The following is an 18,582-nucleotide window of genomic DNA, read 5'->3' as shown; positions in this document are numbered from 1 at the left end:
TCCCATAGAAGTTTTTTATGTCTAAGACCGATCGTCCGTATAAAGTGAATTCGCAATTGCTTCCCGAGGGATTCCCTCGGGAGTTTGATGCGCATATTTATTTTTCTCCTGAAAGTCGTGACATGGCCGAGGCTTTGCGTTCACACGCGTTGAAGGAATTTGCAGGGCAGAAGGTTTTTACGGGCGAAATGATCCCTGAAGCCATCGGGCCACATCCGATTCCGATGTTTGAAATCAATTTTCCCAAAGAGTATTTCACGGATGTCGTTTTGTGGTTGATGAAAAATCGCGGCGATCTTTCCGTTCTTGTTCATGAACTCACAGGGGACGATCTTTACGATCACACGCAAGCAGCGTTGTGGTTGGGAACGCCCGTTTCGTTGGACTATTCCAAGTTCAAATAGATTTTGTGAATTTTTAAATTGCAGTCTTGGGCACGAAGTTTTTCCAGCTCCGTGTAAAGGACGGTCATGCGATCGTAAGTTTCTATCGACAGATTTTTCCAAGATTTAGCCGTTATAGGACTGTCTTCGTGAACAATATTTCCTTGGCGGATTTTAAGGATCACCGGGGATTTAAGTTCAAACTGAATATCGACATTCAACAGACGTGTGAGCTTTTTTGTTCGCAAATACGCGCGAGCCGCACGAATAAAGTGACGCTCGAACTTGTCGGCAATATCTTCCGCCGTCAGTTCGACTTCGAGTTCTTCTTCACTCTCGACATCCTCATCGCCTTCGGAAGGACTCGACGCTTCTGTGGCCGTCACTTCACTTTCTTCAGTTTCTATATCTTCTTCCACGTCATCTTCTTCGTTGAGCCCGCGGACCCAGGAAAGACCCAAGGCGAGAATAGAGCGCATGGACGTGAAAGAAAGTTTATCGACTTCATGACGCTGGCAGAATAATTCAAATCCGTCTTTTAAAAGTTCGGCGTCGATAGGTTCATAGAACATATTTTCGTCAAACTCTTCACAAGTGAGAGAATGATTGAGTTTCAGCATCGAATCTAAAACCATCGAATTGGAAAAAGGTCCGATGCAATGCTCTTCGTCGTGCTCGTGACTGACAGAGGTGAAATCGCGATTGAAGAAGGCCATGCTACGGGCGCCGACCTTCAAGCTGACATTGTAAGGCGGATCAAGCCGTTTGATCTCGTCCGTTTCCAGAAGGGCGGCTTCGAGGGGACTGCTGACCGGAGTTACATGCAAGTCCCACACTTGAGTCAGCATTTCAAGCTTGCGCGTATCGCGATTCTTTTGCCCGCGGAAGTAACTATTCACGCGATCATGCAAAGAGGTCGCTTTCCCGACGTACAAAACTTCGCCCCAGCGACTGATCATACGATAGATGCCCGGCTGCTTAGGCAGGCTCAGGCGTTTTTCTTTCGGCAGCGGATATTCATACTTTACACGCGCGGCCTTAGGGGTTTCCTGCAGCCATTGTTGCAAAGTCTCAAGGGAAGTAATGCCTTTGGTCTCGAGGGCTTCCGCAAGACCGTTCCAAATCACTTCTGTGGCTTGGACATGATTGTCGCCGCGCTTAAGTTCCCCTGAAGGAAAACCAAAATATCCTGCCAAACCTTTGATGCCGCGAGTGGGAAGATTAGGAAAAAGTCGTTTCGCGATTTCATGCGTGCAGAGAATTGAAAACGGCATTTCCTCTTGGATCTTTTCATAAGCATCCAACAAGAAAGGCTTTTCAAATTGTGCGAAGTGAATCACGGCAACGGGATGGAGCCCCACATGCTCGGCAATGAAGTCTTTGAGAACTTTCAGCACGTCAGACAGACGTTGTGCCTCGTCCATGTCTTCTTCAAAAATACCGGTAATGTATTGAATACGGCGCGGAATGGATTCGCCTTCAGGTTGTTGTACCAAATAGCTCAGCTTTTTGGTTTTAGAACCCCACGCCATTTCCAAAATATTTGCCGTATCGGGTTTAGCTCCGGTTGTCTGTAAATCCAAAAATAAAACGGGGAGATTCTTAAGACTCATGTGTCATCCCCCAAAAATTTTTCACGTCTTGCAGAATTTGGCGCGACACCAGTTCTTGCGGAGACTCTTCAAACCATCCTTCCGGCATTGTTTCAGAATAGCTTGCTTGCAGGAAACGCGAATCCAGCATCACGATCACGCCGCGGTCTGTTTCGGAGCGGATCACGCGGCCCGCGGATTGAATCGCCTTAGCCATCGCGGGATAAACGTAGGCATAATTGAAAGCGTGTTCCTTGCCATAGCGGCTTTCGTAATAGGCGCGAATCTGCTCGCGTTCGAAATCAAAGTTCGGCAGAGCCGGGCCAACAACGAAAGCGCCGATAAGCATGTCACCGGGAAAATCGACTCCTTCTGAAAAAACACCGCCTTGAACTCCTAGTAGCACGGTGGCTTTCAGTCCGGCTTTTAATTCTTCCAAATACTGTTGCGTCTGCGTTTGTTTCATTTCCCGTTCTTGCGTCAGGATCTGAAAGTCAGGAAGTTTTAAATGATTTTCCACCATACGCATAAATTCAAAGCTGGGGAAAAGAGCGATGTAATTGCCCTTTTTCACTTGAGTGATACGCTCAATAGTTTCCGCAATCTTCTTTGCATTCATGGTGCGATCGGAAAACTTTGTGGAAATCTGCGGGATGATAAGAAGCTTGCGATTCTCTTTTGCAAACGGAGATGGAAACTCCAGCTGTTTGGTTTCTATTTTCGAGAACCCCAATAGTTCCTGATAATACACGAACGGCTTCAGCGTTGCGGAAAACGCCACAACGTTTTTAAATTCTTTATAAGCGAGTTTTAAATGTTCGGAGGCATCACAACAAGTGACCTTAAGCATTTCAGCATAATTGTTGCGCTGATAAGTCTGGAAGAACTCTTCACCGGACAAGGTCAAGGCGCTGACAAACTCCGTCCAGAGATTGGAAAGACGCAAGATCGGATCTTGAGTTTGAATTTCGACATCGGCTTCCAGATATTCCATCGTCATTTCGCGGAAATCTTTTTCAAGCTCCACGAAAGGCTCCAGATCAATAGTTACCTTGCGAGAAGGGCCTTCCAAGCCGTACGACTGAATCAAACGCTTTGCTTGCGTTGTCAAAGCCTGGGCGCGAATCGAAAATGTCGCAGGCAATTTGTAAAAATCCCGTTCGATGTTGAAAAGTTGCTGCACCGACAATGACGGAGAAAAATAATCCTGCGCGCGCGAAGGCAGATTGTGAGCTTCATCAATCACCAGATTGGCCTTTTCACTTTGCTCTAAAAGCGGCTCAGACAGTCGGCCTAAAAGACCGCGCGGGGCAAAAACATAGTTGTAGTCGCCAATCACGACGTCGGCTCTTTCGATGGCCTCGACGGACAATTCAAAAGGACAGACTTCGTACTCTTCACCAAGAGCGATCAGTTTTTTATTGGTCAGGCTGCGCAGTTTTGTGAGCTTGTTAATCAGATCGTGCTCAGCGACTTTTTTGTAATAATCTTTGGCGTATTGGCAGTACTTGGGATTGCACAAAGGCTCCGCCTTCAAGCACATTTTACTTTTCGCCGTGATCGTCAATGACCGCACTTTACAGCCTTGCTCTTGAATTTTTTCAACGGCTTCTTCGGCAACCTGATGTTGCGAGTTTTTCGGCGTTACATAGACAACTTTTTGTCCTCGTGCCAGCGACTCTTTCAAAGAAGGATACAAAATGCCTGCGGTTTTACCCAGGCCTGTCGGCGCTTGGATCATCAGCGGATTTTGCTGCATGAAATTTTCAGTCACGGTGTCGACCAGTTCTTTTTGGCTCTTACGAGGAGACGCAAAAGGAAAAGTCATATCTTCCGCAATGGATTGGCGTTTTTTGAAAAGCTTTTCCTTTGCTTTTGTTTCGACAACGAGTTCAGCCAAACGAATCTTGAGCCACTCTTCGTAACCGTCTACGTCCAAAAGAATTTCGAGGTCTTTGGATTTAAAGTTGCGCACGGAAACAAGATGCAGACTGAGCCGGGGAACAACACCGGTTTTTTTATAGTGAAAGTATCCGTAGGTGCGCAGCTGCCACACATAGGGATGATTCGGTTCGACAGCCAGTTTGTAGTAAAGTTCTTCGATGTCGAATGTGGATTTGATTTCCTCGACGAAAGCAGGCTCTTCGACAAAACCGTCAGCCCGGCCATTGACGACAAATTCATAGGGACCTTCATTGAAGACAAAGTCCATACGCTTTTCAGCTTCATAACCGGTCATCTCGCGGGAACGACGACGCTGAACAATTTGATGAATCTCTTGCCCGCTTGTCGGCGTCGCCCCGTAACCCGAATGAGTTTCGATGCTGCCGATACGTGGCGCAGGAAGAGCAAACTGTTTTACGTTCAGATATATTTTCCGCATGTCAGTCTATGGCAAATTTCAGTTGGTCCCCCGGTCTTTGGAAATGCTCCGCCGAGAGAGAGAACTTTTTCATATTTAAATTATATTTGCGAGCATAAAGAGCGAACATTTGCGCCATATGGTCCGCTCGGGGACCTTCGCCCCGCATTCTCGAGCCAAAGTTAGGATCATTGAGTTTGCCGCCCCGAATATCACGCACCGAGTTCAAAACTTTTTGCTTGTTCAGAGGTCTGTGAACCTCCAACCACTCTTCGAAAATAGGCATCACCGAAGAGGGCAAGCGCAAAGGCACGTATCCCGCGTATTGCGCGCCAGCCTCACTGGCAGCTTTAAGAATCATGGGCATTTCGTGATCCGTCAGACCAGGAATGCAAGGCGCGACGTTCACACCAACAGGAATTCCGGCGTCGGCCAATGTTTTAATGACGTGCAAACGCGTTTGCGGCGGCGACGTGCGCGGCTCTAAAGTGCGAGCCAGTTCAGCGTCAAGGGATGTCACGGAAATAAAAATAAGAATGCCGTTGTACTTGGCCATCTCTTTGAAAATATCAAGATCGCGCAAGATCAATCCGTTTTTGGTAATCATAGAAACCGGATTTTTAAATTCCAACAGCACTTCCAAACATCCGCGGGTCAGCTGCATTTTTCTTTCGAGCGGTTGATAACAATCCGTCACGCCACTCATGGCGATCACTTGCGGCTCCCAGGATTTTTTCATCAAGGCTTCGCGTAAAAGTTTTGGGGCTTCTTCTTTGACGAAAATTTTCGACTCGAAATCCAGGCCCGGAGAATATCCCAAATACTCGTGAGTCGGTCGAGCATAGCAATACGCGCAGCCGTGTTCACAGCCGCGATAGGCGTTCACTGAAAAGCGAAAGCCGATGTCAGGACTTTTATTTTCCGAGAGTATGGTGCGCGAAGAGTCTTTTAGAACTTCCGTTTTGAGAAGAGTTTTCTCGTCAGCATAATTGTCGAATTCTTCTTCGGTAGCTTCGTATTTAAGAGAGTCGTAACGATTGGTGACGTTGCTACTGGCTCCACGACCCCGGATATCTTTGCGGAATTCCCTTCGAGTCATAGGGGGCTAGTATGTCACGGAAGCTTCCGGGCGCAAAGAGGAACTCACTTTTGGCCAGGATGCTAAAACATGTTTATACAATATGAGTGCGCTTTTATTTTGCCGGCGACTCTTGAAGTCTGACGGCGTTTTCCCTGCGGAAAAGAAAGGCAAAGCTGTTGACCATGGCAAACGATAACACAACAAAACCCAAACCCCAGAGCATCGCTTGTTTGATGCTGAAAAGATCTGTGAGTTTTCCGACCGCCAAATGCATGAGGATCAACATGATCGAATCCGTCGCCATCATATAGGAAACCGCGGAATCCAAATCCTCCGGGAATTCAGAAGAGATCCACGAAATAGAAAGCGGATAAAATGGTGCGATCATAAATCCGGAACCTGCCAAAAACAGGGGATGGATAAAGACGCCGGCCAAAATAAAAACCGCAGTCAGCACCAGGGATGACGAAAGCAGGAATTGCGGTGATTTTTTGAAGTGAACAATCGCGAACAGAAAACGACCCAGCATCATGCAAATAAAGAAGTAAGTAACATAAAGACTGGAGGCCTCCATGTCGAAACTCCAAGTGCGTTGCATGTACAAAGCCAAGCGCGAAGAAACCATGATCTCGGCCGCGACCGCCAGGCTCAGCATGACCGCCAGAAACAATTGCGGTTTAAAGTTTTTCTTTTTATTCGCCTTGTGAGTTTCCGCAGAGTAGCTCGCCTTGGTATGCAAAGACTTGTGGCTGCCGTGCAAAGTGTAAATGAGAAGAATTAAGGGCCCGATAGATGCCGCCACGAAAGTCCATCGCCAGTTGCCTGTGAGATACTCCATGGAAGCCGCTAAAAGAGGCGCGAGCAAACTCGCCATTCCGTACATGGTGTGCAAGCCGGAAAGCATCTGTTGTTTTCTTTGCGGGCTGGATCCCATCGGAACAAGAATGTTCGGTACCAATCCCAAAATACCAAGGCTCAGACCAAAGAAGAACGAGAAGAACAGAAAGAGCGGAAAGTAAGTCGAGCCGGCCATGCCCCACATGGAGATCATCAAACCGATCGCCCCACCCCGCAAAACGGAAAGGCGATCATAACGGCGCAAAAGATAACGGCAGCCATAACTTGCGACAAAGCCCGAGATGTTAGACAGGGCAAACATCAAGGACCCCATTGAGTCACTGATCGCAAACTGCTTCATAATTTCTGGAAAAAGAGGCCCTCGAATATTGTCAGAAAGACCAAAGACAAAAAGACTCGCATAAGAAAGAAAGATAAAGGGCCAGATCATGGACCCCAATATAGGGACCCTCGCCCCGCTTTACAAGGAGAACTAATTATTCGCTGGAGGCATGGCGGGCGAGGGTCGAGTGTTTAATATGAGGGCGTCTTATGAAGTTTTTCCCTGTTTACGAAATTCCTAGGAAGTTTGAGGGGGTTATGCTACATAATCGCCTCACATAATCCTTTAACCAAAGGGACTGTTTAAGGTCCCAGCTGTAACAAGCATGGCTGTAATAAGCCCGAGGAGCCCGAAGATGGAATTAAACAACGGCAGCGTTGAAAACGCTATGTCTGCACCTGTGAATTACTCGGACGATAACGTCGCAAAACCTCTCGAAAACAAACCCGTCAATTTTTACTCTCTGACATTAGAAGATCTGAAAGCATACCTCAAAGGGAAGGGTAAAGAGCAGTTCCGCGCTCAGCAAATTTTCAAATGGGTTTATGAACAAAGAATCACAGACCCAGAACAAATGACGAATCTTTCAAAAGAGTTCCGCGCTTCGTTGCCGCAAATTCTTTCTTTTGAACTTCCGAAAGTTTTAACTCATTTGAAGTCCGTCGATGGCACACAAAAAATGCTTTTTGATATGGGGAACGGTCAAAGTGTTGAGGCGGTTTTGATTCCGTCGGAAGACCGATTGACGTTGTGTATTTCCTCGGAAGTCGGTTGCAATATCGGCTGTAAGTTCTGTTTCACAGGAAAACAAAAATTGAAACGCCGTTTGCGCACGGAAGAGATCGTCGGTCAATTCATGCAAGCGCACGACCGTTTGGGTGACGGTCAAAGAATCACGAATATCGTGTTCATGGGAATGGGCGAGCCGCTTGACAATCCGGAAGCGGTATTCAAAACGATCGACGTGATTCATTCCCCTTGGGGCATCAACTTGTCCCGCAAGAAGATCACTGTTTCCACTTCAGGTATCGTTCCTGAGATGTGGCGCGTGGCTGAAGCGAAAGTGCGTTTGGCGGTCAGCTTGAATGGCCCGACAGATGAAATCCGCACTCAGGTCATGCCAATCAATAAGAAATGGAATACGACAGAGCTTTTGAATGCGTGTAAAGAACATTACCGTATCACAAAAGATAAAATCACTTTCGAATACGTTTTGTTGAAAGGCGTAACAGATCAAATCGAACATGCGCGCCAGTTGGTGAAGTTGGTGAAAGATGTTCCTTGTAAGATCAACATCATTCCTTTCAACGAACACCCGGGTTCTGGTTACGAGCGTCCTTCTGACGAAGCTGTTGAAGCTTTCCATTCTGAATTGATGCGCTTGGGGGCTCACGTTCTTCTTCGCCGCTCTATGGGTCGCGATATCTACGCGGCTTGCGGTCAGTTGACAAGCCAGGTGCCAAATAAGCCTGAATCCATGGATATCTCTAACTCTAAACTTGCGGGTCTTCCTAAGTACAAGCGTGAAATGCTTGCCGCTGAAGCTGCGCAAACGAATAACAATCAATAAGGAACCACGGTCATGTCTGAAATTCTCGTTGTCGGAAGTCTTGCTTACGATTCTATCCAAACTCCCTCTGGAAAAGTGGACCGTGCTTTGGGTGGTTCCGCGAATTACTTTTCTTTGGCGGCCTCTTTGTTTTCTAAAGTTCGTGTGGTCGGCGTTGTCGGAGAAGATTACGAACAGCACGACTATGAATTGCTGAACTCGCGCGGCGTTGATTTGAGCGGCCTCTCAAAAGTTCCAGGTAAGACGTTCCATTGGGCGGGCTCTTATGAAGGCGATATGAATGAAGCAAAGACCTTGCAAACGGATCTCAACGTTTTTGCTGACTTCAATCCGCAATTGCCAGAGCATTTCCGCGACTCTTCATTTGTGTTCTTGGCAAACATCGCACCGGAATTGCAATTGCAAGTTCTTGAGCAAGTGAAAGCGCCGAAGTTTGTCGGCATGGATACAATGAATTTCTGGATCTCTATCAAAAAAGAAAAGCTCATCGAAGTTCTTAAAAAGGTGAATCTTGTTTTGATCAACGAGGGTGAAGCAAAAATGTTAACGGGTGCCGCCAACGCGATTTCAGCGGCTCCAATGATTACGGCGATGGGCCCCTCCGCGGTTGTTATTAAGCGCGGTGAATACGGCTTTGCGATGTATACGAAGGAAGAAGGCTACTTTATCTTGCCAGCAATGCCGATTCCAACAGTGATCGACCCTACAGGCGCGGGTGATACTTTTGCCGGTGGTTTCTTCGGTTACTTGGCGGCGCAAAAAACAGCTCCAACGATCAACAACTTGAAGCAAGCGTGTATCATGGGTTCAATGATGGCGAGCCATACGATTCAAGATTTTTCTGTCAAAGCATTGGCGAAAGTCACTTTGGGCGATCTTGAAAGCCGTTTGAACGAATACAAAAAGGTAATCACGATCTAAAGTGTATTCAGATTCTAAAATGCAAAAAGCCCTCTTTTCAGAGGGCTTTTTGTTTTTCGGGAGAGGCGATTACACAAGTTCAAGGTCTACCGGGATATTGCCGCGAGTGGCGTTCGAGTACGGGCACACTTGGTGAGCCGCCTCAAGAAGCTTTTGCGCTTCAGGTCTTTCGAGGCCTTCAATCTTGGCTTTGAGTTTGACCGCTAAAGCAAATCCGCCGGAGCCATTCGGTCCGATGCCGACTTCGGCCGTGATGGCGCTGCTTTTTAGCGCAAGTTTTTGATTGCGAGCGACGAATTGCAAGGCGCTATCAAAGCACGCTGCATATCCCGCCGCAAAAAGCTGTTCCGGATTCGTATAGGCGCCACCAGAGCCGCCCATTTCTTTCGGAATCCGTGTTTCAAAATTCAGGACTCCGTCAGAGCTTTCTACTTTTCCGTTCCGTCCTCCAGACGCCGTGGCGACTGCTGTATAGAGCTTACTCATGATGACCTCCTTCTAAGGTTTCTTTCATTTGCCCAATAAGTTTATTCAATTGTGATTTCAAAATATCGAGATCGGATTTTTTGCAATCGACCTCGCAAAGAAGTTTATCTGGCAGAGTTTGAAAGCGCTCTTCCATCTTTCGGCCTTCTTTGGTGAGAAAAACCTGAACGCTGCGTTCATCGGTTTTTGAACGCTTGCGAGTCAGCCAGCCTCTTTGCTCCATGCGTTTAATAAGCGGAGTCACCGTTCCCGTATCAAGAAGAAGAAGATCTGCGATCTCAGTCACTTTGCGCGGGGACTTTTCCCAGAGAACCAGAAACACCAGGTATTGCGGATAAGTAAGATCAAACTTTTTAAAGTGCTCTCCATACATCTGCGTGATCAAACGCGAAGCTGCGTAGATCGGGAAACAGATTTGGTTTTCAAGTTTGAGCTTCTTATTCATACGTTCATTCTTATGCCGATTTACATTGTATGCAACTAAATTGTACACAATATAAATAAAAACGTAAAAAAATGAGATAGCATCCGCTCTTTTTTACAAAAGCGGACCGCGAAAAGTCTTTATTGTTAGGCGTTTTCGGTTTCGTGGGTTGGAACGGTGACTTTAGAGGGAATTTTTGAAGCAATATACTCTGCGACAGCGGCTATAGTCAGGGAAGGATTTGTGCCTGAAGAAGTCGGCAAAATGCTTCCGTCAATAACGTAAAGTCCCGGATATCCGTAAACTTCCCCGAGAGGACTGACGAATCCATGATCCGCGGTTTCTCCCATGGGGCAGCCCCCTAAAGGATGAACCGAAATAATTTTATTTAAGTGACTGTACGGATTTTCTACGAAAACGCCGCCGGCGTGTTCGGCAATGACTTTCATTTGCTCGCGCACCCTTGAAAAGTGCGTTTGACTGCTGTCGATTTTCCAGCGCACGACGGCTTGGTTGTCGTCGCGAAGTTCAATTTCTCCGTCAGCGCGGTCGCGGCCCATTCCCAGCAGAATAAGACATTTTTTGGTGAAGTCGGCGCGATCGACAGAACGGGAAATTTCATCACCGACGTTGATTTGATCGTGACCGTCGATTTTTAGATTTTTAAAAATATATTTTTTTAAAGAATGGCTTAAAAGTTTCACAAAACCCGCAAGACCCGGCAGTTGCGGGATGCGGCCGGAAAGATACCAGGCGATCCCAATGGGATAGCCAGCTTCCTCGATGTACATACCATGCGGATAACCATCGGGATAAGTCTTGTACGAATATTCAATAGCACCAGTGATTACGGGCCCGTTTGTGGCATCGATGTCGTTTTTAGTATTAAAGACCCACGCCAACAGGTCGCCGTTGCCGCTCCATTTTTTGCCAAGCCAATGATTGAGTCGCGGCAGATGACCTTGTTTTTTCATTTTTAAAAGTAATGAGGTGCTGCCAATAGAACCTGCGGAGACAACCACGTTTTTCGCCGTGAAGACATTTTCTTGGGCGGGAAACTCTGGGATGACATAAGTCACTTTGTAGTAATCTCCGCAATGTTCAATTCGCGTGACTTCCGCATGGGTGCGCACGTCGGCTTTGTGAGCTGCGGATTCCAAGTGACGGGCGCGGTGAATGTAATTCAAATCCAAAGTATTTTTTGCGTGAATGTTGCAGCCGATGTCGCAATCGCCGCACTTGTTGCACTTGGATTGCAAAGCACCGTGTTTGTTGCGGGTTTGATGACCTGGAAAATTTCCTTTAAAACGCACGGCCAGCGGAGGCAAAACAAACTCCGGCTTTTTCAAGGCTCCTTCGGGCCACGGCATTTCTTCCGCTGCTTTTTTGAGGGCTGCCGTTTTAGGTGTATTTCGATAATAAGGTTGCGATTCGAAAGGATACGGTTCCGCCTCCATTGTTTCAAGAACTCGGTCATAATAAGGATCAAGACTTTCCCGACTGTAAATGCTCGGCCAGCCATGGAAAAAATCCGCGGGCATACGGTACATGACGTTTGCGAAAATAAGACTGCCTCCGCCAAGACCGCTTCCGGTTAAAGTCATTACATCGCTTCCGGGAGTATCACGAATCTCCATCAATCCATACTTGTTGTCTTGCGGATCCCAAAACATATTTTGTTGAACTTCCTGAGGACGACGGGGAAACTCGTGCATTTTCCATTGGCGACCACGTTCAAGAAGACAAACTTTATAGCCTTTTTCGACCAAGCGACAGGTCATCACAGACCCGCCGAAGCCCGAGCCGATCACAATATAATCAAAATCCAACTTCATTGTTCTAACCTTAAGCGACCCGCAACTTTCGGGTCGTCGCGACAGATGCATTTTGTTTCAAAAACTCCATCAGCTTTGGAAAAACTTCGGAGTGGGAAAACTGCCCCATGAAAACGTCTTGGTGTCCATACTGGGCAAATTCTTGATATTGAATCTTATGTGCGTTTTTTCCTTGGCGTAAAATCTCGTAAGTCATTTTGTTAGAGCCCGGAAAAATATTGTTATCCGCGCCGGAAATAAAAAGGGTCGGCGGCATGTCTCTTTTCATCATCTCTTCAAGGTAGTTCACCTTTCCATTCCAAGAGACTGAAGCTTTCGCAAGCAGCATTTTGCGAATGTGCTTGTAGTAATTAAAACTGGTGCCGCCAAAAAGATCGACCAAACGGCGGTGAGTGACGGGATGAATATTGCGATGATTATAAACTGCCGGAAAACCCCAGCCCCACATAAAGCTGACAAGGTGACATGCGGGTTCGGTGCACTCGTTGCGCAAAGTTCGCTCCATCCAATAAAGCCATTTGCCAAAACCTTTTCCCGGCATGTAGCCCGTCTTCGGGCTGATGTAGGTGTAGCCAAAACCGCTCTCTAAAATTTCGGGACCCACCATCATTTTCATAAGAGCTTGCCATTTTACTTTCGGAGTTAAAGAAACGCTGTTGGAAACAAGGCTCGCGATATTAGAAATGTAACCGGCGGCATAAGAGGCCATGAAAGCGATCGAACCTACACAATGCGCGACAACGTGAATCCGCACCTGCGGAGAATACTGTTCACGAATGAATTCCACTGCGCGGGGAATATCGTATTTCGCGACATCGTCGATGGAATAAAGATGCGGCGAAAGATTGTAGGTAAAACGGGAGCTGCCTCGCCAATCCAAAGAAAAAACGTCGGTGAATCCCTGTGAATGCAAATGATTTACAAGATTTTCATGCTCGGGCATGATGAACATGTCGGTCGATGTCGTCAGTCCGTGAACGAGCAGTACGACGTCTTTACATTCTTGGTACTTAAATCTTTGCACCGTGATATTAATCCCGTCGCGAGTGTTCAGCGGATGCAGAGTTTTTTCTCCCAATGCGACACCTTCGGTTGTGTGCAGCGGGATAACATGTTCATTCCAGCGCGCGGATGTCGTGGTGAAAACATAAGGAGCATAGGCCTCCCAAAGATTTCCGGCGAAAGTTTTCAGAAATTTTCCCAGGGCTTCTTGCTCGCCTTTTAAAGAAACCGCGTTTGTTTTGAAACTGCGCAGTTGTTTTATAAAATCAGCAAGGGAAATGCGCAAAGTGCCCACGCCGTGCACGGCTTTCTCGCCGAAATTTTCAAAATTGGAGTGCCCCTCCCAGATATAATAATAAAGGGTGGTCGTCTGCTCCCAGATTTTCAAAGTTTCTTCTTTCATCAATTCTTTGAAGCCAAAGAACGTCCACTTTTTACCTTCGCGGTCGGTCAGATAAAGCGTGTAGTGCATTTCTTTGGCGGTATCATAGTGCGGACTCGCCGCGGGGCGGGTGAAGAGCTGGAAACAGCCTTTCTCCACTGTCATATTCTGGCGAAAGCGGAAGTCTGTGATATGGCCTTCCGCCTGCGCCAGCAGTTGCGGATCTTCAACGAAACGCTCAAGGTCCGAAATGGAAATAGTCAAAGTGAATTCAAACGGCTGAAGATCCGCGCGTTCAGCTTCGGATTTAAACACATCATGAGAAAGAGGGCGAGATGGATTCAGAGTGAATTTCTTGGCAACGAAGTGGCCCGCCATTCTTTCAGTAAACTCAAGCTTCAAAGTACTTTCGTTCATGTAACTCATCCTTATTTACTAAACACTAAACAGTTTTATGATTGATGTAAACCCGCTCCTGACTTAGGATCGGTGGACGAAAGCAAAGTGAAACGGACCCCGCTTGATCCCATGTTTCATATTGAGAAACGGTTAAGATCTTTACAGGACCTTGTGCCTGATAGGGACTTCAGTTTGTTTTCTTCTTAAGAGAGAGCGTAAAAATTCCGATATTTCCAATAGACATGAGCAAAAGAAAAAAGAAATCTTCAGCAGCAGAGAATCTGATCGAGTCATTAATGGATGACTTGAAGGAGATTCAATCTGAATCCTCTTACAGAGCAGAGGAAGCTGATGATAATTTTGCCGGTCTGCCAACGCTCGACGACGATGGAAATCGCGTGGAAAACACGGCTGCAGGAAATTCTGCGGGCGGTCTTTGGGAAGATCTTGAAAAAGATATTGTCTCTTCAGAATTCACGGGCGGCGCGCAGTCGCATTCTGTTGAGGATTCTGAAGCGGAAGGCGATGAAGATTCAGCTGACTTCGATATGCCGGAAGGTTTTGGCGACTTGCCGCCTTCAGAGCGTTTTATGGTCGGTGCTCCTTCGATAGATGAAGAAAAAGGTTATGACGGTCCTTCGGCGGATGGTGGTTACCAATCTTCTGATGATTTGTATGAAGCGCCCACTCCAGAGGCCAGCTCTGACGACGAGGCGACTCGTCCTGTTTTCAGTCCTGGCAATCTTGCGGGATCGGGCGAAGATAAAACTGTTTCTATTCAACAAGATTTCAATGTGACGTCCTCTGTGGCAAGCGGCACAGATGCCGACAAAACTGTCGCGGTCGATGGTTTTGCCAATGCGCGGGTGGGAGCGAGAAAAGCTCCTGAAGTTGACGTTAAAGTCAGCGTTGGAAATTTCCGTGGCAGTCGCGGTTCCGCGAATGTCATGACTTCCGTTGACGCAAGTCTGGCGCAGGCCGAAAATTTAAAACTGGCGCAACAAAGAATTTTAGAGCTTGAAAAAGAAGTCGAGCACTTGCGTGGCGAAAATGAAGAATTAGCCTCTGCCGGTGAAATCATTCGTACTCGCACGGATGAATTGACGGTGCGCATCTCTGCTTTGGAAAAAGAAAAAGCCGAGATCCAAGAGTCCGCACAAAGCGAACTTTTAATTCTTAAAGGTAATTTGCAGTACAAAGAGAACGAAGTTGCCAAAGCGCGTGTTAAAGTTGAGGAGCTAGAAACTCGACTTAAATCCGACTTTAAAAAGATCCGAGTACGTGAAAGAGAGCTGGAAAATCGTCTAGAGCTCCTTCGTGCGGAAAAATCGGCGCTCGTTCGGTCCAAAGATGAGTATATCTTAGAGCAGAAAAGAAAGATTGATCAGCTATCTCAGGAACTCGATAATTATCGTAAGAAATGTCTTGAGCTTAACAAGACTATCGAGGCTAACCAGGATCAGTTCAAACGCACCGAGCGCGCTTTGCGCTTGGCTTTGACGAACCTAGAGGCTAAAGAGGAGAACCTCGTTCCGTTAAAGAAAGCTGAGTAAACATGGAATCTGCTTCCCCTGCTGAGAACACCGAAAGCACCGCTGTCGCCGCGAAGCCCACTCCCGTTAAAAAAATCAAAATTATCGTGAGCGATCTCCATTTGGGGAAAGGCCGTCTTTTGGAAAAAGGGGGCATCAACTCGCTGGAAGAATTCTACTATGGCGAGAAGCTGGTTGAATTTATTCACTACTATTCTACGGGTGCTTATCGCGATTATGACGTGGAACTCATTATCAACGGCGACTTTCTAAATTTCTTGCAGTGCGATTATAAAGGACATTTTCTTTCAGTTATCACGGAGTCAGTGACTCTTGATATTCTCAAGGACATTGTAAAAGGCCACGCTAACGTCTTTAAAGCTTTGGCGGAGTTTGCGGCAAAACCCGGTAATACAATTACCTACATTGTTGGAAATCATGACCAGGGAATGCTGTGGCCTGCCTGCCGTGCCTACTTGAATCAAGTGATCGGGACGCCGATTCGCTTTAAAAATATCGTGTACTTCTTTGATGGCGTGCACATCGAGCACGGACACATGCACGAAGCCGCGAATCGTATGGACCCAAAAAAGTTTTTTCTTAAGAAAGATCTTGTTGAGCCCATATTAAATCTTCCTTTCGGCTCGCACTTCTTTCTGGAAGTGGTGTTAAAAATTAAACAACACTATCCACACGTGGATAAAATTCGTCCTTTCGGGAAAATGGTGCGCTGGGCTTTTTTGAATGAAACCCGCACGATGATCAAAGCTTTCTTTATGGCAATGGGCTACTTTGCAAAGAGTGCGTTTATCAAGGATCCTCGTCGCCATTGGCCGATCAAACGTATTATTCAAGTCATTGCTGAAAGCGCGATCTTTCCCGATCTCAGTGAGTCAGCGCGTAAAATATTAGGTGATGAGCGTGTCCATACGGTGGTCTTTGGACACACGCACGTTTATCAGTATCGTCAGTGGTCCGAGAATAAAGAATATTTTAATACAGGAACGTGGACTGAGATCACTTCTTTGGATATTGTCTCTTTAGGGAAAATCACGAAGTTGACATATGTATTGATCGAATACCCTGAAGACGGCGGCCGCCCGCGTGGACGTCTCAAAGAGTGGAAGGGTTATCACCGCATCGAAGAAGACGTCGCGATTTCCTAACGGCCGGTGCAAACGGCAGCCTTTAAATTATTTAGAAAGTTGGCGGTATGTTGGAAATTTCTCAAGCGGCGCACAAGCTCGACGATTCTATTTCACAAAAATGTCAGGAGTCGCTGAAACTTTTTTTGCAAAGAAAAGATATTGGTTTTCCGCAATTGGTAGAGCGTGTGCAGTTGTGGCAGCAGTCGCACAAAGTAGGACAGGAATTCAACCATCGCTTCAAAAAAATCGTGATCGTGGGCCTGGGTGGAAGCTCTTTGGGAACTCGCGTGATTGCGGAAGTTTTTAACGCCAAAAATATTTTCTTTATCGACAATGTCGATGCACTTGAATTCGAAACGCTTGTCGACGAGCTGGGCGATCTTCGCAATGTCGGTTGGGCTTTTATTTCTAAAAGCGGAACGACGATTGAATCCCTTTGTGCTCTCGAGTTCCTGGATCAAATCTATAAAGAAGAAAATCTTCACCTGGCGTCTCAAAGCGTCGTTATCTCAGAGAACAAAGACAACACTCTGACAGCGTGGGCGAAAAAAAACGAAATCCCCACGTGCGAAATTCCTCTCGATGTCGGTGGAAGATTTTCCGTCCTTTCCCCGGTGGGTATGATGCCGGCTTCGTTTTTAGGATTGGATTTAGAAAAGTTCCGCGTCGGAGCCATGCGCGCTTTGAATGACACGGCTCTTGTAACGCAGACAATGGCGCAGGTCGTGCAAAGCTATCAGCGTGAAGAGTGGATCACTCTGTTGTGGTTCTATAACTCACGATTGAAAAATATGGGGTTGTGGTTTCAGCAGTTGTGGGCTGAATCGCTGGGCAAAAAAGTGGATCGTGCCGGCGGAAAAGCGCCACGCGTGAGCACGCCGATGTGGGCGATTGGTGCCTCCGACCAACACTCCATTTTGCAGCAAGTGATGGAAGGAACACGCGATAAATTCGTGATGTTTATGCGGGTCGAAGAGTCCGAGACAGGCTCTTTGCGAATCAAAAAATCTCAGTTCAAAGAAACTCTTGATCTTGAAGGTCGTACGATGGGTGAGCTTTTGCGGGCAGAGGCTTTGGCCACACAAGAAGCTCTCACGCAGAATGGAATTTCCACTATGACTCTTAAGACTAAAGTCTTAGACGAACATACTTTGGGATACCTCTTTATGTTCTTCGAACTCGTTGTTGCTGGACTTGGAGAATATCTGCAAATCGACGCTTTTGATCAACCCGGTGTTGAGCTGGGCAAGAGACTAGCGAAAGAAAAATTGAAGAAAGCATGATTGTCATTCGACGGGGAGGGGTTCTATACTTCTCCTTATGGCTCACAACGATGACAACTCCAATGACAACTTAGAGAAAACCAGTATTGTTGCCAGCGACACGTTTCGCGGTCGTTTGAAGGAAGCGGATGAAGTGCCGCCGGCGATTGTTGTGTTGATTGGTCCCCCTGGTTACGTCGGAAAGCAATATCCTATTACGGCAAGTGACATCGTGATCGGCCGTTCTGTAGAAAGCCAAGTTTACATCGACGATAAAAGTTTGAGCCGTTCGCATGCGAAATTCGCCGTCAACGGAAGCGAAGTCTCCGTGATCGATTTAGGGTCTACGAACAAAACGATCGTGAACGGCCAAGTAATTCCTCCATTGGCATCGTGCCTTTTGAAAAACAATGATCAAATCAAAACCGGCAACGTCATCTTCAAATTCCTGGAAAAAGGAAGTATCGAGGCGATGACGAATGCAGCGATGTACGAGCGTGCGCAAAAAGACGCTTTGACGGGAGCTCACTCCAAAGGTGCATTGCTCGAAAAAGGCCCGGAGGCGATGAAGCGCGCCGAAGTATTGGCAGAGCCACTGAGCCTTGTGACATTCGATATCGACCATTTCAAAAAAATCAACGACAGCATCGGCCATCCGGGCGGTGACTACGTTCTTAAAGAACTTTGCCGTATCGTGATCACAAAACTGATTCGGTCGAATGACTTCTTTGCCCGTTATGGTGGGGAAGAGTTCGTTCTGCTTCTTTCCGGTTCTCCATCAAAAACGGCGGGTGAAGTCGGTGAACGTATTCGTCAAACAATCGAGGCGCACGAGTTCGTATTTGAAGGGAAGAAAATCCCCGTTACGATTTCTGTGGGTGTCGCGACGAAGCTGCCGAACGAAACCGAGTGGACACAGATTTACGATCGCGCCGACAAAGCTTTGTATCAATCAAAGCAAGGCGGAAGAAATCGCGTAACAATCGCTCCGTAACTTCCGTTTAAAAATTCAGACTTAGTAAA

The 18,582-nt window shown here is 46.9% G+C and carries 15 protein-coding genes; 7 read left to right on the top strand and 8 right to left on the bottom strand.

Going from position 1 to position 18,582, the window contains the following annotated elements:
• The first annotated feature begins 17 nt into the window (after positions 1–17).
• Entirely contained in the window at positions 18–404 is a 387-nt protein-coding gene (locus QJS83_RS06580) for a DOPA 4,5-dioxygenase family protein (RefSeq protein WP_284608362.1), read from the top strand.
• Here the strand turns inward: QJS83_RS06580 and QJS83_RS06575 are convergent.
• The 4 genes from QJS83_RS06575 to QJS83_RS06560 all read right to left on the bottom strand — a co-directional run bounded on the left by QJS83_RS06575 (position 386) and on the right by QJS83_RS06560 (position 6,706).
• The gene (locus QJS83_RS06575) at positions 386–1,996 is read right to left on the bottom strand and encodes a GIY-YIG nuclease family protein (protein ID WP_284608361.1); all 1,611 of its coding nucleotides are present in this window, start codon (positions 1,994–1,996) and stop codon (positions 386–388) included. The genes QJS83_RS06580 and QJS83_RS06575 overlap by 19 nt on opposite strands.
• The gene (locus QJS83_RS06570) at positions 1,986–4,358 is read right to left on the bottom strand and encodes an ATP-dependent DNA helicase (RefSeq protein ID WP_284608360.1); all 2,373 of its coding nucleotides are present in this window, start codon (positions 4,356–4,358) and stop codon (positions 1,986–1,988) included. Before QJS83_RS06570 ends, QJS83_RS06575 begins: the two co-directional genes overlap by 11 nt.
• 1 nt (position 4,359) lies before the next feature.
• Positions 4,360–5,436, bottom strand: a complete 1,077-nt coding sequence (locus QJS83_RS06565) for a PA0069 family radical SAM protein (RefSeq protein ID WP_284608359.1) — start codon at positions 5,434–5,436, stop codon at positions 4,360–4,362.
• Between the two features lie 94 nt (positions 5,437–5,530).
• A complete protein-coding gene (locus QJS83_RS06560) occupies positions 5,531–6,706 on the bottom strand; it encodes an MFS transporter (RefSeq protein ID WP_284608358.1) in 1,176 nt (391 codons plus the stop codon).
• Between the two features lie 247 nt (positions 6,707–6,953).
• Here QJS83_RS06560 and rlmN point away from each other — a divergent pair, with 247 nt between their 5' ends.
• Positions 6,954–8,168, top strand: a complete 1,215-nt coding sequence (gene rlmN / locus QJS83_RS06555; RefSeq protein ID WP_284608357.1) for a dual-specificity RNA methyltransferase RlmN — start codon at positions 6,954–6,956, stop codon at positions 8,166–8,168.
• 12 nt (positions 8,169–8,180) lie between these two features.
• Positions 8,181–9,089 carry a PfkB family carbohydrate kinase gene (locus QJS83_RS06550; protein WP_284608356.1) on the top strand — a complete coding sequence of 303 codons (909 nt, stop codon included), beginning with the start codon at positions 8,181–8,183 and terminating at the stop codon, positions 9,087–9,089.
• Positions 9,090–9,158: 69 nt separating this feature from the next.
• Here QJS83_RS06550 and QJS83_RS06545 read toward each other — a convergent pair whose 3' ends face one another.
• From QJS83_RS06545 to QJS83_RS06530, 4 genes are all read right to left on the bottom strand, one after another.
• Positions 9,159–9,575 carry an organic hydroperoxide resistance protein gene (locus QJS83_RS06545; protein WP_284608355.1) on the bottom strand — a complete coding sequence of 139 codons (417 nt, stop codon included), beginning with the start codon at positions 9,573–9,575 and terminating at the stop codon, positions 9,159–9,161.
• Entirely contained in the window at positions 9,568–10,020 is a 453-nt protein-coding gene (locus QJS83_RS06540; RefSeq protein WP_284608354.1) for a MarR family winged helix-turn-helix transcriptional regulator, read from the bottom strand. Before QJS83_RS06540 ends, QJS83_RS06545 begins: the two co-directional genes overlap by 8 nt.
• Positions 10,021–10,145: 125 nt before the next feature.
• Positions 10,146–11,834: a GMC oxidoreductase gene (locus QJS83_RS06535; protein ID WP_284608353.1), complete on the bottom strand. Its 1,689-nt coding sequence runs from the start codon at positions 11,832–11,834 to the stop codon at positions 10,146–10,148.
• 10 nt (positions 11,835–11,844) lie between these two features.
• Positions 11,845–13,635 (bottom strand): alpha/beta fold hydrolase, encoded by a 1,791-nt coding sequence (locus tag QJS83_RS06530; RefSeq protein ID WP_284608352.1) that lies wholly within the window; start codon positions 13,633–13,635, stop codon positions 11,845–11,847.
• A 224-nt stretch (positions 13,636–13,859) separates the two neighbouring features.
• Between QJS83_RS06530 and QJS83_RS06525 the strand changes: the two genes are divergently transcribed.
• Genes QJS83_RS06525 through QJS83_RS06510 form a run of 4 tightly spaced genes read left to right on the top strand, consistent with a single transcriptional unit; the run spans position 13,860 to position 18,553 of the window.
• Positions 13,860–15,170: a hypothetical protein gene (locus tag QJS83_RS06525; protein ID WP_284608351.1), complete on the top strand. Its 1,311-nt coding sequence runs from the start codon at positions 13,860–13,862 to the stop codon at positions 15,168–15,170.
• Positions 15,171–15,172: 2 nt separating this feature from the next.
• The gene (locus QJS83_RS06520; RefSeq protein WP_284608350.1) at positions 15,173–16,315 is read left to right on the top strand and encodes a metallophosphoesterase family protein; all 1,143 of its coding nucleotides are present in this window, start codon (positions 15,173–15,175) and stop codon (positions 16,313–16,315) included.
• 47 nt (positions 16,316–16,362) lie between these two features.
• The gene (locus QJS83_RS06515; protein ID WP_284608349.1) at positions 16,363–17,580 is read left to right on the top strand and encodes a glucose-6-phosphate isomerase; all 1,218 of its coding nucleotides are present in this window, start codon (positions 16,363–16,365) and stop codon (positions 17,578–17,580) included.
• A gap of 37 nt (positions 17,581–17,617) precedes the next feature.
• Positions 17,618–18,553: a diguanylate cyclase gene (locus tag QJS83_RS06510; RefSeq protein ID WP_284608348.1), complete on the top strand. Its 936-nt coding sequence runs from the start codon at positions 17,618–17,620 to the stop codon at positions 18,551–18,553.
• Positions 18,554–18,582: the final 29 nt, after the last annotated feature.

This window comes from Bdellovibrio sp. 22V, from assembly GCF_030169785.1.
GTDB lineage: Bacteria > Bdellovibrionota > Bdellovibrionia > Bdellovibrionales > Bdellovibrionaceae > Bdellovibrio.
The sequence above is the reverse complement of the archived record's forward strand: the minus strand, read 5'-3'. Positions and strand labels throughout refer to the sequence as shown.

Excerpts from the sequence above, each read along its gene's own strand:
- QJS83_RS06515 (WP_284608349.1), top strand. The coding sequence starts at position 16,363 with ATGTTGGAAATTTCTCAAGCGGCGCACAAGCTCGACGATTCTATTTCA.
- QJS83_RS06540 (WP_284608354.1), bottom strand. The coding sequence starts at position 10,020 with ATGAATAAGAAGCTCAAACTTGAAAACCAAATCTGTTTCCCGATCTAC.
- QJS83_RS06520 (WP_284608350.1), top strand. The coding sequence starts at position 15,173 with ATGGAATCTGCTTCCCCTGCTGAGAACACCGAAAGCACCGCTGTCGCC.
- QJS83_RS06560 (WP_284608358.1), bottom strand. The coding sequence starts at position 6,706 with ATGATCTGGCCCTTTATCTTTCTTTCTTATGCGAGTCTTTTTGTCTTT.
- QJS83_RS06575 (WP_284608361.1), bottom strand. The coding sequence starts at position 1,996 with ATGAGTCTTAAGAATCTCCCCGTTTTATTTTTGGATTTACAGACAACC.
- QJS83_RS06570 (WP_284608360.1), bottom strand. The coding sequence starts at position 4,358 with ATGCGGAAAATATATCTGAACGTAAAACAGTTTGCTCTTCCTGCGCCA.
- rlmN (WP_284608357.1), top strand. The coding sequence starts at position 6,954 with ATGGAATTAAACAACGGCAGCGTTGAAAACGCTATGTCTGCACCTGTG.
- QJS83_RS06535 (WP_284608353.1), bottom strand. The coding sequence starts at position 11,834 with ATGAAGTTGGATTTTGATTATATTGTGATCGGCTCGGGCTTCGGCGGG.
- QJS83_RS06580 (WP_284608362.1), top strand. The coding sequence starts at position 18 with ATGTCTAAGACCGATCGTCCGTATAAAGTGAATTCGCAATTGCTTCCC.
- QJS83_RS06545 (WP_284608355.1), bottom strand. The coding sequence starts at position 9,575 with ATGAGTAAGCTCTATACAGCAGTCGCCACGGCGTCTGGAGGACGGAAC.
- QJS83_RS06530 (WP_284608352.1), bottom strand. The coding sequence starts at position 13,635 with ATGAACGAAAGTACTTTGAAGCTTGAGTTTACTGAAAGAATGGCGGGC.
- QJS83_RS06525 (WP_284608351.1), top strand. The coding sequence starts at position 13,860 with ATGAGCAAAAGAAAAAAGAAATCTTCAGCAGCAGAGAATCTGATCGAG.
- QJS83_RS06550 (WP_284608356.1), top strand. The coding sequence starts at position 8,181 with ATGTCTGAAATTCTCGTTGTCGGAAGTCTTGCTTACGATTCTATCCAA.
- QJS83_RS06565 (WP_284608359.1), bottom strand. The coding sequence starts at position 5,436 with ATGACTCGAAGGGAATTCCGCAAAGATATCCGGGGTCGTGGAGCCAGT.
- QJS83_RS06510 (WP_284608348.1), top strand. The coding sequence starts at position 17,618 with ATGGCTCACAACGATGACAACTCCAATGACAACTTAGAGAAAACCAGT.